The organism is Streptomyces sp. NPDC020958, from assembly GCF_055562175.1.
The window spans coordinates 529551-546881 of sequence record NZ_JBVHFU010000001.1 but is presented as its reverse complement, the minus strand read 5'-3'; the positions used below and the strand labels follow the sequence as shown (position 1 = coordinate 546881).

The window sequence follows — 17331 nt, the reverse complement described above, 5'->3', positions numbered from 1 at the left end:
GGAGGACGCCCATGGTGCGCTACGCCAAGGAGCACAAGCAGGAGACGCGGAAGCGCATCATCGAGAAGGCCGGTGAGCGGTTCAAGCTGGACGGGATCGACGGATCGGGCGTCTCCACGCTGATGTCCGACGCCGGGCTCACCAATGGGGCCTTCTACGCCCATTTCGCGTCGAAAGACGACCTCGTCGCCAACGTCGTGACCGACCAGCTGCACACGCAGCTCTCCCGCTACGGCGAGCTGCGGCCCGGCCGCGAGGGACTTGAGGATCTCGTGCGGGAGTACCTCTCGCCCGAACACCGCGACCACCGGGGCGCGGGCTGCCCCTCCGCCGCCCTTCTCGACGAGATAGGCCGCTGCGGAGAGCAGGCCAAGCAGGCCTACACCGACGGCGCGCGGGCCATCGTGGAGGAGATCGCGGCCCGCCTTACGCCTGGTGATCCGCGATCCGCCCGAGGGAAAGCAATCGGGCTCTTCACCATGCTGGTGGGAACTCTGCAGCTGTCTCGCGCGCTCTCCGACCCGAAGTTCGCCGACGAGGTCCTTGAACAGGGCATCGAGAACGCCCTCGCGTTCATGCACTGATCCTGGGACCACCTGGCCTTCGTTCCGGGATCAGTTCGGCGCCCCGTTCGGCGACCTCGTGCCGCAGAACGGTCCACAGGGCGCGTACGGCGGGGTGCGTCACCGCCTCGCGGCGCACGGCCAGGGTGATGGGAAGGCGGATGTCGATCTCGTCGGCGAGCAGTCGATGAAGCCGCGTCCGCCGCGCGAGAAAGGCCGGCAGGACCCCGATGCCGGCCCCGTGCTCGGTGGCTTCGAGCTGGGCGAAGACGTTCGTCGAGGAGAACGCCGGGCTAACCCCTGGCAGGTGGCGTTCGATGTCGAGGTCGCCGACCTGCAGCATCGACTCGATGTAGAAGACGAGCGGGTGCTCACGCAGTTCGGCCACCGACCCCGGCCTGCCGTGCCGGGCGAGGTAGTCGTCGGAGGCGTAGAGCCCCAGCGTGTAGTCGGTGAGGTGCTCGGTCACCAGACGGGCGCTGGAGGGAACGCCGATGACGAGAGCGAGATCGAAGCCGGACGGGCGCAGAGCGAGCTGCCGTGTCGCGGTCACGAGTTCTACCTGGAGCTGCGGGTGCCGGCGGCGCAGTCGCACCAGGGCGGCCGTGACGAACACGGTGCCGATGCCGTCGGGTGCGCTGACGCGCACCGTACCGCGCAGGGACGGCGCGTCCTGGCCCGCCACGGTGTCGACGACGCGGTGCACTGCCTCCTCGATCGCACGCGCGTTCTCCGAGACGGACCTTCCGATGTCCGTCAGAGCCCATCCCTCCGTGCCACGCTCGACGAGGCGGAGGCCGATGCTCTTCTCCAACGCGGCGATACGGCGTGACACGGTGGTGTGATCCACTCCGAGTGCGTCGGCGGCGGCCACCAGACGCCCCGTACGGGCTACCACGAGCAGGTAACGCAGGTCGTCCGCACGGAGCTTGCGCGGATCGACGGAGCGACGAGGGCCGACCGGCCGCGAGGCCGGGCTCTCGACCTGCTCGTCCGACTCATTTGGGGAGCGTGGGCGCACAGCAACACCCTTCTGCGTCTTCGCACAGTTGATGTGCGTTATTGGCGGTTGATTGCACATTGTGCCGGTCGCACAGTCGAGGGGGCGGGGCGCGCCGCGCCCCGCCGTTCCTGCCGAAAGGGCCCCCATGATTGCCAGCCTTTCCCTGCCCCGGATCCTGCGCGTCGGGCGCGGCGCCGTCGGTGAACTGGGCGATGTCGTCACAGGGCTGGGCCTGCGCCGCCCCCTGCTGGTGACGGACCCATTCCTCGCCGGAACCGGTGCGGCGGAACGGCTGATGACGACGTTGAGGGAAGCCGGTCTGCAACCGCTCCTGTTCGCCGAAACCGTCCCGGATCCGACGACCGACTCGCTCGGCGCGGGACTGGACGTCCTGCGGGAGCACGAGGCGGACTCGGTGATCGGATTCGGCGGCGGCAGCCCGATGGACACCGCCAAGGCCCTCGGCCTGCTGGGCGTCCAGGGCGGGCGGATGCGGGACTACAAGGCCCCGCGCACCAACCTCGGCCCGGCACTTCCGGTGATCGCGGTCCCGACGACCGCCGGCAGCGGTTCCGAGGCCACCCAGTTCACCGTCATCACCGACAGTGCCACGGACGAGAAGATGCTCTGCACGGGGCCCGCGTTCCTGCCGGTCGCCGCCGTCGTCGACTTCGACTTGACCCTGTCGATGCCCTCCCGGCTGACCGCTGACACCGGCATCGACGCGCTGACGCACGCAGTAGAGGCGTATGTGAGCCGCAAGGCCAACCCGTTCTCCGACGGCGTTGCCCTGAACGCGATCCGGACCATCGGCCGCCACCTCCGCCGCGCCTACGCCGACGGGGAGGACATCGAGGCCCGCGAGGCGATGATGCTTGCCGCGACCCAGGCCGGCATCGCCTTCTCCAACTCCAGCGTGGCGCTCGTCCACGGCATGAGCCGTCCGATCGGCGCCCACTTTCACGTCGCCCACGGCCTGTCGAACGCGATGCTCTTCCCGGCCGTGACGGCGTTCTCCGTACACGCGGCCGTGAGCCGGTACGCCGACTGCGCCCGCGCGCTCGGAGCCGCCACCGACAGCGACAGCGACACCTGGGCCGCCGGGAAGTTCGTGGCGGCGCTCCGTACCCTGTGCAGGGACCTTGAGGTGCCCACGCCGCAGACCTACGGCATCGACAAGGACACGTGGTTGCGGCTGTTGCCGCTCATGGCCGAGCAGGCGCTCGCGTCCGGGTCTCCGGCCAACAACCCGCTCGTACCCACCGCGGACGAGATCCAGGATCTGTATGCGCAGATCTACGCCTGACACAGCGAGAACCAGCCGTGATACCCGCGGAGTACGGAGTGCCGATCCATGACTGACTCCGCAGAGAACGACGTTCTCATCGACGTCCACCGGGGTGTCGGCCGGATCCTGCTGAACCGCCCCAAGGCGCTCAACGCCCTGACGACCGGCATGGTCGCCGCCATCGACCGTGCGCTCGTCGCGTGGGAGGGCACGCCGCTGTCGGCCGTGGTGTTCGCCGGCTCCGGAGCGAAGGCCTTCTGCGCCGGTGGGGACATCCGCACGATCCGCGAGTACAGCCTCGCCGGCGATGCCGACGCCAGCGAGCGGTTCTTCGCCACCGAGTACCGGCTCAACGCCCGGATCGCCGCCTATCCCGTCCCGATCGTGTCGCTCATCGACGGCGTGTGCATGGGTGGCGGCCTCGGCCTGTCCGTCCACGGAGCCTTCCGCGTCGTCACCGAGAAAGCCGTGCTCGCGATGCCCGAGACCGGGATCGGCTTCTTTCCGGACATCGGGGCCAGCCACTTTCTGCCCAGGCTGCCCGGCGCGATCGGCATGTACCTGGGACTGACCGGACACCGGCTCGACGCGGCCGACGCCCTGTACACGGGGCTGGCCACGCACTTCGTCGCCGGGGACGGCCTCGACGCGGTCGCGGACGCCCTGGCCGACAATCCTGGCGAGCCGGTGGACGTCGTCCTGAACCGCCTGGCCGGCTGTTCCCCCGTGGCGGGGAGTGGGCTGACGAAGGTACGCGACGAAGTGGACTGGGCGTTCGGCGCCCCGGTGCTCGGCGAGATCGAGACACGCCTGCACCACCTCGGCACTCCGTGGGCTGCGGCCGCGCTGACCGCACTGGAGGCCGCCTCTCCGCAGAGCCTGGAGATCACCCACGCCCTGCTGACCCGGGGCAGGCAGCAAACGTTGCGCCAGTGCCTGGACACCGAACTCGCGCTCACGCGCACGGTTATCCGGACGCCGGACTTCCTGGAGGGCGTCCGCGCAGCCTTGGTCGACAAGGACCGCAGTCCCGCATGGCGACGCGCGGCGGACGACGCCCGCAGCCAGCCAGGCTGACGATCGCGGGGAGGGGGCGGGGCACCGCCCGGCGGCTCGGGCGTTTCCGAGCTCGCCGCGACAACGCGCCATGAAGCGGGCGCGGTTGCGGAGCCGCACCACTGTGACCGACATTCCGTCACCTCCTCAAGCAGGTGGAAGCGCCAGACGCCCCAGGGCGAACGCCCGGAGGCCGACGAACCGGCTCAGCCCGTGGCCGCCGTAGGGGCGTCGACCGCAGGCCGTGCGCCCCCACTCCAGTCAGAAGCGGGGGCGCACGGCCTGCGGTCGGCTCGCTCTCAGTCGTCCTCGGGGACCATCGAGACGACGACCTTGCCGGCCTTGGTACGGCCCTGCTCGACGTGCGCCATCGCGTCGAGCGTCTGGTCGAACGGGAAGACCCGGTCGATGACGGGACGGAGCCGCCCGCTGTCGTAGAGACCGGCGAGTTCACGCAGCTGGGAGCCGCTGGCCCGCATGAAGAGGAACTCATAGCGCACGCCGAGCGACCTGGCCTGCTTGCGGATCTTCCGGCTGAGCGCGTTCATCACCACACGGAGGAAGGAAGGAGCGCCGAGCTGCTTGGCGAACCCGGCGTCCGGCGGACCGACGACACTGATGGCCAGGCCGCCGGGCTTCAGCACGGTCAGCGACTTCTTGAGGTTCGCCCCGCCCACGGAGTCCAGCACCAGGTCGTAGCCGGACAGCACCTTCGAGAAGTCCTCCTTCGTGAAGTCGATGACGAGGTCCGCGCCGAGGCTCTTGACCAGTTCCTCGGTTCCAGGACCCGTGGTCGTGGCCACTGTGGCGCCGAGGTGCCTGGCGAGCTGGACAACCGTCGAGCCGAGACCCCCGGAGCCGGCGTGGACGAGCACCTTCTGCCCCGGCTGCACATGGGCACGTTCGACGAGGATCTGCCAGGCGGCCAGCGCCACCAGCGGGACCGCGGCGGCCTCCTGGAAGGTGAGCGACTGCGGCTTGGGCGAGACGTCGTCCTCGTGGATCGCGACGAACTCCGCGAATCCTCCGATCCGCAGGTCGCGCGGACGGGCGTAGACCTCGTCGCCGACCTTGAAGTGACGCACGGCGGAACCGACCCTCGTCACGACGCCCGCCACGTCGTGGCCGAGCACGAAGGGGCGCTTGTACTTCAGGAGTTGCTTGAACTCCCCGTTGCGGACCATCTTGTCCAGCGGATTGATGCTGGTGGCGCTCACTTTTACCAGAACGTCGCGGTCCCCTACGGCGGGTTCGGGCACTTCCGCAGCGCGCACACCGTCCTTGTCGTACTTCTCGACGACGAATGCCTTCATGTCAGTCAGCCTTCTGCGTGATCTTCTCGGTGGTTCTCTTGGCGGTTCTCTGGGTGATCGATACAGCGGTGAGCTCGTCCTCTGCTCACTTGCCGAGATGGGTGCGGAGCCAGCTGCCCATCTGCTGGATGGCGTGGTCGACCTCGGGGACACGTCCGGCGCCGAGGACGAAGGAGTGCTGGCCTTCGGGCATCGGGTGCACCTCGGTGGTGACCTTGAAGTCGGCCAGACGCTGGGCGAGCTGGGCGCCGTCCTCGGCGAGGGTCTCGTACTCGCCGTAGTGGACCTGGGTGGGGGGCAGGCCGGTGAGGTCAGCGTGCACGAGGCTGACGGCGGGGTCGGCGAAGTCGAGGCCGGGCTCCTGGAGCCAGGCTCCCCGGAAGAGTTCGAGGGTGGCCCTGCTGAGCATCTTGTCGGTGGGCTCGTTGGCGTCCACGGCGGGGTTGGAGATGGTGAGGTCGGTCCAGGGCGAGACGCTGATGATCGCGCCGGGGGTGGCTTCGCCCTTGGCGAGGAGGCGCAGGGGGAGCATGACGGCCAGGGTGCCGCCGATGGAGTGGCCGGTGCTGCCGATGTTCCTCGGCTCGTAGCCCTGCGAGAGCAGCCAGCGGTACGCGGTCTCGGCGTCGTCGAGCTGGGCGGGGTAAGGGTGCTCCGGGGCGAGGCGGAAGTCGACGACGAGGGAGCGGGCGCCCGCGGCCTTGGCGATGTGGCCGGCGGCCTTGCGGTCGGAGTGCATGGAGGCGGTGACGGAGCCTCCGAAGTGGAAGTGGAGCAGCGCCTTGTCGGGGTCGGCGTTCTCGGGGATGGCCCACAGGGCGGGGACGCCACCGGCGTCGACCTCGGCGTAGGTGACGCCCTCGGGTTCGGTGGCGGCCTTGTGGTTGGAGTCGACGATGTCGCGGATGATCGCCAGGTCCAGGCCGGGGGTCGCGGACTTGGCGCTGACGCTTGCGAGGAACTGCGCGAACTGCCGGGCCTCGGGACTTACTGCCATGGTGATGCTCCTGCTCTGATCTGTGTGCTGAAAGGGGTGTGAGAAGTTCTGCGGCGCGTGCCAGGTGTGGCTGCGCGGCTGGATCGATGTGCTGCTCTGGACGCTACTGGCTGAGTATAGGAAAGTAAACCTAGCCCGCCCGACGGATGCTCGACGCCCCCGTACCGCGCACCCGCTTCCGCCGAGAAGCGGCTACTCGCGCTCGAGGAAGTCGAGCGCCGTCTTCACGAACTCCTGGTGGAACTGGAAGATGCCGCCGTGCCCGGCGTCGGGGTAGAGCACCAGCTCGCCGTTCTGCACCCGCCTGGCCAGGTCGACCGAGTTCTGCGTCGGGACCATCCGGTCGGCCTCGCCGTTGGCGACGAGCACCGGCTGGCTGATGCCGGAGAGGTCATGGGGCCGCTCCACTCCCCAACGATGAATGGCCTTGAGCTGGGCGCGGTACACCCCGAGCCGGATCGCCTTGTCCCGGTCACGGGTGCGCTCCTTGAGCCGGGCCAGGAACTCCTTTCCGGCGCGGCGCCCGTTGGCGGTGCGCGTGAAGAACAGGAACTGCTTCGGGTCCTGAAGGGTGAACAGCGCCCGGACGGTGTCCAGATTGGACAGCCTGGTCACGTTCTCGATGCCCTCACCGCCCGCGGGACCGGTGCCCGTGAGGATCAGCTTGCGGACGAGTTGCGGCTCCCTCTCCACGACCACCTGGGCAATCATGCCGCCCATCGAGAAGCCGTGGATGTCGACGTGGCCGAACCCGAGCGCACGGATGAAGGTGACGGCGTCCGTCGCCATCTCCTGGATGGTGCGCGGCGTGGAACCGGTGGAGGCACCGACACCCCTGTTGTCGAAGGTGATGACACGGTGCTTGGCGGCGAACCCGTCGACGACCCGCGGATCCCAGTTGTCGAGCACCCCGGCGAGGTGGTTGAAAAAGATCACCGGAACGCCGGACCGCGGACCGAGGTCGCGGTAGGCGAAGGTCACCCCTCCGGCGGCAACAGTGCGGGTCGGAGCGTCCTTGTACGACGTCACCACGCGTTCTCTGGCTTCTCGTGAATCACTCATGGCCGTGCCCTTCGATGCGGGGGTTTCCGCGAGCGGGCCGCGACTCCTCCGGAAGGAGGAGCGCGGAGCGGTCGCCTGCGCCTCCCGGCTGCGGCTGCAGCTGCGGGGGCGACGATCACGCGGGGCGGCCAGGACCACGGGAGCGGCAACTCCGAATGGCTACGCCCTCCGCATCACGTCACCATTGAAGTATGACCGTAATTCCATGGGCTCGCAAGGCGCACACGCATCCGGTTGGGCAACAGTTCTCGCCTGGGCCGTCCCCGCGGGAGCACGTCACCAGCGACGTATCGATTCCCGACCAGTTCTCCCGGTGGGGCCGTACGGGCCGGCCGACAAAGAGGTGCCGCCTCACGTCACTGTGAAGCGGCACCGGCAGGGGGAGTCGTCCACCGCCCCCGCGTCGTTCACGGCGGACGGTGAAGCGGCACGGGTCAGGCGGCGAGGAAGTCGGTCACCTGCTTGGCGAAGGCCTTGGCGTACTGGAAGAGGAAGGCGTGACCGGCGCCGCTGTAGAGAATGAGGGTCGCGTTGTCGAGATGCTGGACCGCGACATAGGAGTTATGAGCGGGGATCATGACGTCCTCCAGGCCGTTGGCGTAGAGGACGGGGTGCTTGATGGCCTCCAGTTCAGCCTTGACCTGCTCGAAGGGCACAGCCAGAAGAGCTCCCGCCGCGGCAAGCATGCCCTGCGCCGCCGCCTCGGAGACGGCGGGTCCGCCGGCGGCCAGCCGGGTCGAGACGTGGTCGAAGTGCTGCAGACCCGAGGCGCGGGCCGCCTCCGTCTCGGGATAGAAGAGGAACAGGACGTCTTCCAGGTCCGCGTCGGGCTTGGCCATGATGCCCAGGACCTTCTCGCTGAAGTCCGGCGCACCCGGAACCCAACCGGCCGGGCCACTGCCCGCCACGACGATTTTGCGCACCAACTCTGGGCGCCGCAGGGCCACACGCTGGGCCACGATGCCGCCCAGAGACCAGCCGAGCAGGTCCACCTGCGCGAGGCCGAGCGCCTCGATGAATTCGATGGCACCTTCGGCGAACCCCTCGAGAGAGTCCCGCGGTTCACCGTCGGTGTAGCCGACACCCACATTGTCGAACAGGATCACGTCATGGTCGGCGGCCAGGTAGTCCAGGAACTCCGGGTCCCACCAGTCGATGGTCCCGCGGAACCGGTTCAGCAGGACCAGCGGGACGCCGCCCTGCGAACCCAGCCGTCGATAGGTGAAGCGCGCGGAGGGACCCTCGACCGTGAGGTCCTCGGCCTTGTCTGCCAGATACGTACTCATACTGCCCTTCTCATTTCGGCGGGTGGGTGACATCTCGCAATACCGCTCGCGGCGACACCAGCACGGAGAGGCCGGGTGCACGAATCGGAACTCTCCCCACCGAGCCGGGCACACCGGACCGACACGGCACACCAGGCTCATGATCCGTCCGGTGACGCCCGATCCCCGGCCGGCCGCGTCGGCGCCCATGAAGGCCACTCGCCACGAAGACCGATCACAGGCCTTCCAGCCCGCGAGGATCGCCGACCACCCGGCATAGCGAGATAAAATTATGTCCATAATACTATGAAGGGAGGGGTCGCAGTCACAAGAGGACCGCCAACCAAGTCCACGCCGAAACCGCGGGGAGCCCCCCACCACCAGAGGGTGATCAGCCCGCCCGACAAGCGAAGGAGAATGCGTGCGATACACGGATGAGCACAACCAGGCCACCAGGCAGCGGATCGTCGAGGCAGCCGGTCGTCGGTTCAAGCGGGACGGCATCGACGGCTCAGGCATCACGGCACTCATGAAGGACGCGGGCCTGACCAACGGCGCCTTCTACACCCACTTCACCTCAAAGGACGAACTCGTGGCCACCGCGGTCGCCGACCAACTTGAGGCACAGAACGCCAACGTCGTCGAGCACGCGGCACCCGGCCGCGCCGGACTCGAACAGATCGTGCGCTGGTACCTGTCCACACAGCACCGCGACAACCCCGAATGGGGCTGCCCCTCCGCCGCACTGCTCGACGAGATCACGCGTTGCGCGACCCCGACCCGGCAGGCGTACACCGATGGCGTGCTCGCCGTCGCGGACGGGATCGCCACCCGCCTGGCACCCGACGATCCACTCTCGGCCCGCACCAGGACGCTCACCGCTTACGCCATGATGGCCGGGGCGCTACAGCTCTCACGAGCCCTCGCCGACACGAGACTGGCGGACGAACTCCTCGACCAAGGGATCCGCAACACCTTGGCCTTGCTGAACATCGAGCACGGCCAAGCAGAAACCGTAGAGTGACCGACCCGCGGAGCGCACAGAACCCGACGCCATCGGGATTCCCGCCGCGGCCGGACGGATGCTCCCACACCACCCGGCCCGCACAACGTTGCGGTTCACTCATCGACCACTTAGGATTACGAATATAATTCAATAAGCCGCGCTTCCACCCGCTGAAGCGCGCAACCCGGGTCGAGCCATCGGACACGGTGAGGCCCGACGGGAAGGTCATAGGCGCCGTTGTCGACACCGCGTCCGAGTCGACCGGAGACGCGTCGGAGCACCTCGCGACAGGGCGGGCGTCGGCCGGCAGGGTCGCGTCCAAGATGACGTGAGTCTGCCCGCAGGCCGGTGAAGACCGTCACCACAGCACCAGGACGACACCGCCATACGGCGACGAGAAGTCTCCCCGTAACCTCGCCACCAGAAGGACCCGACCATGACCACATCGCGAAATTCGCCCACCCACCCGCCGTCATTCTACACGAACACACCGACCCGCACCGTCTCCGTTCAGGGCGTGGACTTCGCCTACCGGGAACTCGGCCCCCGAGAGGGCGTACCAATCGTCCTGCTGATGCACCTGGCCGGGGTCCTGGACAACTGGGACCCTCGGGTCGTCGACGGACTCGCCGCACAGCGTCGGGTCATCGCCTTCGACAACCGCGGGGTGGGCGGGTCGGGCGGGTCGACGCCGGACACGCCGTCAACGGCTCGGCCGAAGACTACGGCAACTGCCCCTCCGGTCACGTTCCGTTGTCAGGTGGCGCATACCTGGATCCGCCGGTCCTGAACAGCACTCTCATCTACACAGAGGTGGTCCGGAACACAGCTCCGAACCCCTCGGGGTGGTACGTCTCCGCATCCACCAACCATCCGGGGGGTCGTCCTGCAATGCCCGTGAACTGCACAGCCCCGCCCAATGCCCGAAAGACAGGCCGCGTCGCGGCCCTGTAGGAGCCCGGCAACATTCATCTCGTAGAGAAGGCGGTCGCCGGCCTGGGAGGCTGGTGGGCACAGCGGCGTTGAGCGTTTGGGCTCAGCCGCTGTGCGATGTTGCGGTGCGACCTCAAACCTGCAGTTTGTGCGCCCTTTGCAGCCGGCTCAAGGATCGCTACGTGTCAACGAAAACACGCGGAAGCAACGCCGACGGCCCCAACCAGCGATGCCACCACCGGGAGCACATTGACTACCACCTCCCCCCAGCCTAGGCAAACCGCACTCTGCAGCCGAGGCTCAAGGTCCTCGTCAATCCAGCCGCCTTGAGGATCCTGCATGCCCACCCAGTTCATGAACGCCAAGCAGACCGCCGAGTATCTGAATATGTCGATCACTTGGGTGTACCGAGACGCGCCCAGGCTGGGACTCGTCCCGTACAAGTTCGGGAGCGGCCCTAGCGCGAAGTTGCAGTTCAAGATCGCGGACGTGCACGCCTGGGCCCAGCAGCAGAAGCTCGGTTGAGTTCCTCCGCGGCGGGTTCCTGGCCACCTGCTCGGCCGGGAACCCGCCTGTCCCATCAGGCCGCGAGTGCCATGTTCAGGACCTGCGCCGCCTTGCCGATCGATCCCGGCAGGAGATGCCGGTAGATCTTGAACGTGACGTCGACGCTCTTGTGCCCCATCCACTCAGCGACATCCGTGATCGGGATGCCGTGGCTCAGGCAGTTCGACGCGTAGAAGTGGCGGTTCCCGTACAGGACCATTCCTTCCGGGATGTCCACCTGTCCCGATGCCCTGATCCGTCGCCACTGGTTGTCCATTCCCCAATGCGGATAAGGCTTGCGGGTGTCGGTCTCCTGCCGCAGCAGGTAGCCGTCGACCGTGCCGTGTTTCTCGGCGTACCACTGGATCGTCTCCCTGATCCGTGCAGGTAGCGGGACGTCGCGGTACTCCCCCGCCTTGCGGTGCTTGAGTGGCCCGTACCGGCGGGTGGAGAGCACCACCTGTTCGGTGATCCGATACACGTCATCGGCCACGATGTTGTTCAGGTTCACCGCGAACGCCTCGCCGTTCCGCAGACCGCAGCCGCTCATCAGATCGACGACCAGCATGAAGGCGTCGTCACCTGCGGTCCGTATCGCTCGCAGCTGTTCGAGGGACGGGATCACAGCCCGGGCCGGGTCGTACTGCGGCGGCTTGACGCCATCCAACGGGTTGTCGGAGAAGAGGCCAAGCCGGTGCCCGTCAAGGAGGACCGCGCGCAGCTTGTCGAACGCGTTGGACTGGGTGGCCAGGCCCACACCGTTGCGTTCCATGGTGCGGATGAAGCCGTCGACCACCTTGTGGTCGAAGGAGTTCATCCGCCGGCTCGCGAGCGCCGGGTAGAGGTGGTGCTCCAGGAGCGAGTCGAGGTGCCGTACAGACGAGGCAGCCAGATGCCGCTGGCCGGCCTTCCACTCCTCGACGTACTCCTCGAACCGCATCCTCCCGTACTTCTGGATCCGTTCCGCCTTCGACTGGGACTGCGGCGCCGCCTTCTTCTGGTTGTAGACCTCCGTCAAACGCGCGATCGCCTTGTCCTGGGTCCCGAAACCGGACTCCTCCGTCTGCTTGCCCGCCGGACTGCGGTACCGGATCTTGTACTCGTGCGGACACTTCGACCAACGGGACTCAGGGTGCTCGCAGTCCTTGAAGAAGGTGCCCATTCCGCGGGCGAGCGCGCGTGCTGCCATGTGGTGCTGACTCCTCGGCGTCCGATGCTGACCTTTTGCTGACGCCCGAGGGTCCTCGATACCTCTGACCTGGGAAGAACCGCCGAATCCGTGGTATGTGGTGGAACTTCGTCGGACGCACCCAGCAGGAGATCGAACAGGCCCGGGAGGAGTGGATGACCGGGACGCGATTCGGGGAAGTGAAGGGGTACGACGGAGCGCCCCTGCCCGCCCCCGAACTGCCGCCGGTGCCGCTGAAACCACGGGGAAGGGTGCGCTGAGCTGGGAATTCGCGGCCCTGCAGGCGCACCACCGGGCGAGGCGAAAGACGCCCCGCCCGGTGCATCAAGATAGCGCGAGCAAAACCACGCAACACCGCCCGTTCCACCGCCCCTCGAAGTGCAGGATTCGCCAGCCGCAGTCAGCTTTGATCGGACTGATGCCGACTCAATGCCGACTTTACTGACAGGCAGTCAGGTTCCCCGGGAAGGCTCCACCCTGGCTTCACGCGCCACGCTGACCTCGGCGGTCTCGGACTCGCACCGCAAGTCACCTACGAACCGCTCCCCCTGGCGCGAGCGAAAGCGGTCAGACCCAGGCCGGATCGAACCCCGCCGCACCGACCGGTTACATCCGTGCCGTGCAGTTGCCGGAGGCGAGCGTGCAGATGAGGGCCGGGCCGAAGTTCGGGTCGCTCAGAGGAGGTTCACTCATTGTCGACGCGTCCATAGCGGGCGATGGTATTGCTCAGCTGCTTCTCGTCGGCTGCCTCTACCAGCTCGTTCACCAGCTTGATGGCGAGCGGGTAGCGAACCGGTAGCCCTTCATCGCCGTGCTGTCGAATGCGGTGATCACCGCCCTGAGCACCCTCCTGTGCACCGAGCTGCACGCCCGCGAGCACTGGCAGTCGGCCGGCTCGGCGATCGCAGCCTATGTCGTGACATGCGCGGCGATGGCGATTCTGCACCTGCTGCAGCCCTCCCCCTCCATGACGACCGAACAGATCGTCTACCTCGGCGCCTCCGGCTTCGCCGGTATCGGTCGATTTCTGGCCTTGCGGCTCATGGTCTTCACCGCCAGCCGCAAGAGCGACCGGACGGCCGCGCCGGCCGAGTCCGATCCCCGGCTCCGCCGCGGGCAAGGGCGGCGGCGCGGCCGTCGTTGCGAGTGCCGGTGCGGGCGGTCCGCGGGGCCGTACCCGCGGCCAGGTCGGTCCGCCCGTGGTCCTGCCGATCCGTCCGCCACAGTCCGGCCGACCGACGACACGCGGGTCCGCCCGCCGCTTCCCGTCGGCCATCGAAGCGGTGGCACCGCTCAGCGGGGGCCGACATCGGCGGCCCCCGCATGGGACACGATCCCCGTGAACCGACGAGCGCCCGCCAATTCGTTCTCTCGCCGCGCCCACAACCGCAGCCGGTCTCGCAAGCCCGGTCGACCGCACTCCAACCGCGAACGGGCCGGGGTGTCGTGTCCCGAACCGCGCACTGATCCAGCGGGGCGAAGCGGGTGACTTCGCGAGTCGCCTCGTCGTCGGCGCCGACGACGAGGCGAAGTACCGCTCCTGCCACTGCGAGCAGGTAGCGGTCGATGACCTTCCTATGGTGTTCGTCGCACAGACGGCCACCAGAGGTGCGTTCCGGTGCAGAGTCCCCTCCCCTGGCGCCGACAGGGGCCTACCCCGTCCGACCTCCACGGACGCGCCGATACAGAATTAAATTGCGTAAGTCAATCAATCTCCCCTACGCTTGCGTAAGTCAAGCAATAAACCTGCTGCCGGAGGCTATGCCGTGCCCCAAGCCCTTGCCCGACCCGCCGACGCTGGGACATCCGCCCCGCCGAAGCCGAACGCCGTGGTGGCGGTGCTGGCGCTGGCCGGAATCGTCGTCTCGCTGATGCAGACCCTGGTCATCCCGATCGTTCCCGAGCTGCCCAAGCTCCTGAACGCGGAGGCGTCCGACACCGCCTGGGCGGTCACCGCCACCCTGCTCGCCGCGTCCGTGGCCACCCCGGTCGTCGGACGACTCGGCGACATGTTCGGCAAGCGCCGAATGCTGTTGCTCAGCATCGTCCTGCTGGTGTCCGGTTCGGTGGTGTGCGGACTCGCGGACTCGCTCGCACCGATGATCATCGGTCGCGCCCTGCAGGGCCTGGCCGCCGCGGTCGTGCCCCTCGGCATCAGCATCATGCGGGACGCACTGCCGGCCGACCGGCTGGCCGGATCCACCGCACTGATGAGCGCCTCGCTGGGCGTCGGCGGCGCACTGGGGCTGCCCGCCGCCGCGTTCATCGCCGACAACTGGAACTGGCACATCCTGTTCTGGGTCTCCGCCGCGCTCGGTGCCCTCGCCCTCGTGCTCGTCCTGCTGGTCGTACCGGAGTCGAAGGTTCGTGCGGGTGGTCAGTTCGACCTGGTCGGCTCGCTGGGTCTGTCGGCGGGGCTGGTCTCGCTGCTGCTGGCGGTCTCCAAGGGAGGTGCCTGGGGCTGGACCTCCGCCACCACGCTCGGCCTGGGCGTCGCCGCCGTCGTGATCCTGCTGGCCTGGGGCTTGTGGGAGCTGAAGGCCAAGCAGCCGCTGGTCGACCTCCGTACCACCGCCAAGCCGCAGGTCCTCTTCACCAACCTCGCCTCGGTCGCCCTCGGCTTCTCGATGTTCGCGATGTCCCTGGTTCTGCCGCAGCTTCTCCAGCTGCCCGAGCAGACTGGCTACGGCCTCGGCAAGTCCATGCTCACCGTCGGCCTGGTGCTCGCCCCGCAGGGCCTCGTCATGATGGTTGTGTCCGCCGTGTCCGCGGGTGTCACCAAGGCCAAGGGCTCCAAGGTCACGCTGATGATCGGCGCGTTGATCGTGGCCACCGGCTACGCACTCAACATCGTGCTCATGAGCGAGGTCTGGCACCTCATCCTGGTCTCCTGCATCATCGGCGCGGGCGTCGGCTTCACCTACGGCGCGCTGCCCGCCCTGATCATGGGCGCGGTCGACCCCTCGCAGACGGGTGCCGCCAACAGCCTGAACACCCTGATGCGGTCCCTGGGCACGAGCTTCGCCAGTGCCCTCGCCGGCGTGATCCTGGCCCAGATGACCACCGACTTCGGCGGCCACGCGCTGCCCTCGGAGAACGGCTTCAAGCTCGTCATGGCCATCGGCGCCGGAGCGGCTCTGCTCGCCTTCCTCGTCGCCACGTTCATCCCGCGCGCCAAGGCCGGAACCCCGATCGGGCAGGCGGACGCGCCCGAACAAGTGGAGGCCACGGCCACGAAGGCGTGACCCAACGCCCTGCAGACGGCCGTCGTTCCGCGAAAGCGGGGCGACGGCCGCCTCGTTCTGTTTGTACGCGCGGTGCAGCCGACCGGGAACTCCGGTCCGGGAACGCTTCATCCTGCGCGAGGGCCGGTCCGCGCTGCCGCTGCCAGCCGACCGTCCGCTGACGCTGATTCCCGCACGGCTTATCGGCGCCCTTCGCTGCCCGTGCTCTCGGCGACCGCAGGAGTTTGGCGGGCCAGCGCATCGACATTGCCGTCCGACGAGCTGACCTACTCCTGGCGCAGTCGTACGCCTTGCCGCCCAGCACGGCGCCGGAGCGTCGACGGGGATGGCCCGCACGCCCGGCGACCGACGGGATGCCGTCGACCTGCCGCGGCGGGATTCGGGAGGGCACGGTCTCCCAGAGGTAGGGCAGGCCGTCCTCGCGGTCGGCGGGCGGCCTGCCATGTCATTTACCAGTCATCGTGACGGCACGGCTCGGCATCCGTGTTCCGGGCCGCTGCGGGCGTGTTCAGGCCGTGGTGACACGGGCGTTGACCCGTCGCATCCAGTCCCGGTCGGTGTGCCACATGGGGTGGTGCGGGGCCGCGTTCGAGGTCAGGACGACGCCCTGGAAGCCCGCGGCCAGACAACGGTCGACGACGAACTCCGCGAGATCCTTGCCGACGGCGTCCTCCTCGAAGCGCGTCAGCAGCGGGGTGTACCCGACGACGCCTTCACCGAGCACAGCGGGGATGCCGCGCAGGCGGGCGAACTCGGCGACGGAGTCGACCCACCCGGCCAGCGTCTCCCGCATGGCCTGCCGGTGCGCCGGATAGTTCTCGTACAGCCACAGGTCCCAGCGGTCGGGGTCGACCCAGTCGTGTACGTAGAACAGTTCCCGCGGGATGCCGGTGGCGGCCAGTCGCCAGGGCTCGTCCGGCTGGTAGTCGGCGAAGGCGGGTGCGTCGGGGCGCAGCATGGCGGCCAGTTCGGGGGTGGGCCAGGTCGCCGTCTCGGGTGCCGCTTCGGTGCCGTGCCCGAGTCCGACCGCCTCGTACAGCGCGCCGAGCACGCCGTAGACGTAGAAGTGGAAGTGCGCGATCTGCGCCCCCTGCGGCAGGTCGTCGATCTCGCTCGGCCAGGGCTCGCCCAGCGAGTAGGTGACAGGGATGCCGGGGTGGCGGGCCCGCAGCAGCTTCACGGCACGGTCGAGAGGGCCGCCCAGGTAGGCGTAGTGGGTGACGTCGTCACGCGGTACCAGGGAGCAGTTGTCGACCTCGTTGTGCACTTCGACGTAGGCCACCTGGCCGGCCAGTCCGCGCTCGGTGAGGAAGTCGAGGAGGCCGGCGAGCGCTTCGGCCACCGCTTCGGCGCGGTCCGGGCCGGGGACCGCGGCCAGGGCACGGTGCCAGGCGTCGGTGTCCGCGAAGCTGGGGGACTGCTGGTACTCCCAGGAGGACACGATCACCTTGCAGTCGTGGCGGGCGGCGGCCTCGAACAGCTCGACGAGCCGTCGGCGGCCGTCCAGCGGATAGCCGCCGCGCACGTCGTACCAGCGGGTGCGCTGTCCGAACTCCTCCCCCAGGCCGCGGACCTGGATCGACTCCGGGTCGGGGACGCGCCCGGAGAACAGCAGGAAGGGCATGGCGCAGACGCGGACCGTGTTGAAGCCCCGGTCCACCGCCTCGGCGAAGGCCCGGTCCAGGTCGGCGAACGGCTCGCCGGGCCCTGCCTGGGTGTACCAGCTGAAGTCCCACAGGGTGATGGCGAGTCGGCCCGTGGTGGCTTGGTGCGGTGCGGTGGTCATGAGGTCACCCGTCGTTCGTGTGCGGTGGGACGCCGTCGGTGCGGCGGCACCACGCTAGCTCAATTCATTATTTATGAAT

Annotated in this window: 13 protein-coding genes and 2 pseudogenes; 7 read left to right on the top strand and 8 right to left on the bottom strand. The window is 68.3% G+C overall.

Annotated elements, in window-relative coordinates; all coding sequences use genetic code 11:
* Window positions 1-11 precede the first annotated feature (11 nt).
* Window positions 12-584: a TetR/AcrR family transcriptional regulator gene (locus ACZ3KP_RS02530; protein ID WP_387144947.1), complete on the top strand. Its 573-nt coding sequence runs from the start codon at window positions 12-14 to the stop codon at window positions 582-584.
* Here the strand turns inward: ACZ3KP_RS02530 and ACZ3KP_RS02525 are convergent.
* The gene (locus ACZ3KP_RS02525) at window positions 574-1584 is read right to left on the bottom strand and encodes a LysR family transcriptional regulator (protein WP_387144944.1); all 1011 of its coding nucleotides are present in this window, start codon (window positions 1582-1584) and stop codon (window positions 574-576) included. The genes ACZ3KP_RS02530 and ACZ3KP_RS02525 overlap by 11 nt on opposite strands.
* A 127-nt stretch (window positions 1585-1711) precedes the next feature.
* Here ACZ3KP_RS02525 and ACZ3KP_RS02520 point away from each other — a divergent pair, with 127 nt between their 5' ends.
* Window positions 1712-2872, top strand: coding sequence for an iron-containing alcohol dehydrogenase (locus ACZ3KP_RS02520; RefSeq protein ID WP_387144941.1), 1161 nt, complete (start codon window positions 1712-1714; stop codon window positions 2870-2872).
* A gap of 48 nt (window positions 2873-2920) precedes the next feature.
* Entirely contained in the window at window positions 2921-3931 is a 1011-nt protein-coding gene (locus ACZ3KP_RS02515; RefSeq protein ID WP_387144938.1) for an enoyl-CoA hydratase/isomerase family protein, read from the top strand.
* 278 nt (window positions 3932-4209) lie between these two features.
* On the opposite strand, the gene ACZ3KP_RS02510 is transcribed toward ACZ3KP_RS02515, so the two are convergent.
* From ACZ3KP_RS02510 to ACZ3KP_RS02495, 4 genes are all read right to left on the bottom strand, one after another.
* Window positions 4210-5223 carry an NADP-dependent oxidoreductase gene (locus ACZ3KP_RS02510; RefSeq protein ID WP_467495753.1) on the bottom strand — a complete coding sequence of 338 codons (1014 nt, stop codon included), beginning with the start codon at window positions 5221-5223 and terminating at the stop codon, window positions 4210-4212.
* Window positions 5224-5308: 85 nt separating this feature from the next.
* Window positions 5309-6220 (bottom strand): alpha/beta hydrolase, encoded by a 912-nt coding sequence (locus ACZ3KP_RS02505; protein WP_384572405.1) that lies wholly within the window; start codon window positions 6218-6220, stop codon window positions 5309-5311.
* Between the two features lie 192 nt (window positions 6221-6412).
* Window positions 6413-7282: an alpha/beta fold hydrolase gene (locus tag ACZ3KP_RS02500; protein WP_387140734.1), complete on the bottom strand. Its 870-nt coding sequence runs from the start codon at window positions 7280-7282 to the stop codon at window positions 6413-6415.
* A gap of 434 nt (window positions 7283-7716) precedes the next feature.
* A complete protein-coding gene (locus ACZ3KP_RS02495) occupies window positions 7717-8568 on the bottom strand; it encodes an alpha/beta fold hydrolase (RefSeq protein WP_387140731.1) in 852 nt (283 codons plus the stop codon).
* A gap of 400 nt (window positions 8569-8968) precedes the next feature.
* Here ACZ3KP_RS02495 and ACZ3KP_RS02490 point away from each other — a divergent pair, with 400 nt between their 5' ends.
* The gene (locus tag ACZ3KP_RS02490) at window positions 8969-9571 is read left to right on the top strand and encodes a TetR/AcrR family transcriptional regulator (RefSeq protein WP_387140728.1); all 603 of its coding nucleotides are present in this window, start codon (window positions 8969-8971) and stop codon (window positions 9569-9571) included.
* Between the two features lie 1254 nt (window positions 9572-10825).
* The gene (locus ACZ3KP_RS02485; protein ID WP_387140722.1) at window positions 10826-11011 is read left to right on the top strand and encodes a helix-turn-helix transcriptional regulator; all 186 of its coding nucleotides are present in this window, start codon (window positions 10826-10828) and stop codon (window positions 11009-11011) included.
* Window positions 11012-11066: 55 nt separating this feature from the next.
* Here ACZ3KP_RS02485 and ACZ3KP_RS02480 read toward each other — a convergent pair whose 3' ends face one another.
* The gene (locus tag ACZ3KP_RS02480) at window positions 11067-12221 is read right to left on the bottom strand and encodes a tyrosine-type recombinase/integrase (protein WP_467495749.1); all 1155 of its coding nucleotides are present in this window, start codon (window positions 12219-12221) and stop codon (window positions 11067-11069) included.
* A gap of 95 nt (window positions 12222-12316) precedes the next feature.
* Between ACZ3KP_RS02480 and ACZ3KP_RS02475 the strand changes: the two are divergent.
* A pseudogene (locus ACZ3KP_RS02475) lies at window positions 12317-12481 on the top strand (pirin family protein); the annotation flags it as partial.
* Between the two features lie 434 nt (window positions 12482-12915).
* Here ACZ3KP_RS02475 and ACZ3KP_RS02470 read toward each other — a convergent pair.
* A pseudogene (locus tag ACZ3KP_RS02470) lies at window positions 12916-13017 on the bottom strand (IS21-like element helper ATPase IstB); the annotation flags it as partial.
* 970 nt (window positions 13018-13987) lie between these two features.
* On the opposite strand from ACZ3KP_RS02470, the gene ACZ3KP_RS02465 reads away from it, so the two are divergent.
* Window positions 13988-15466 carry an MFS transporter gene (locus ACZ3KP_RS02465; RefSeq protein ID WP_467495748.1) on the top strand — a complete coding sequence of 493 codons (1479 nt, stop codon included), beginning with the start codon at window positions 13988-13990 and terminating at the stop codon, window positions 15464-15466.
* A 508-nt stretch (window positions 15467-15974) separates the two neighbouring features.
* Here the strand turns inward: ACZ3KP_RS02465 and ACZ3KP_RS02460 are convergent.
* Window positions 15975-17252 (bottom strand): cellulase-like family protein, encoded by a 1278-nt coding sequence (locus tag ACZ3KP_RS02460; RefSeq protein WP_467495746.1) that lies wholly within the window; start codon window positions 17250-17252, stop codon window positions 15975-15977.
* Between the last annotated feature and the right edge of the window lie 79 nt (window positions 17253-17331).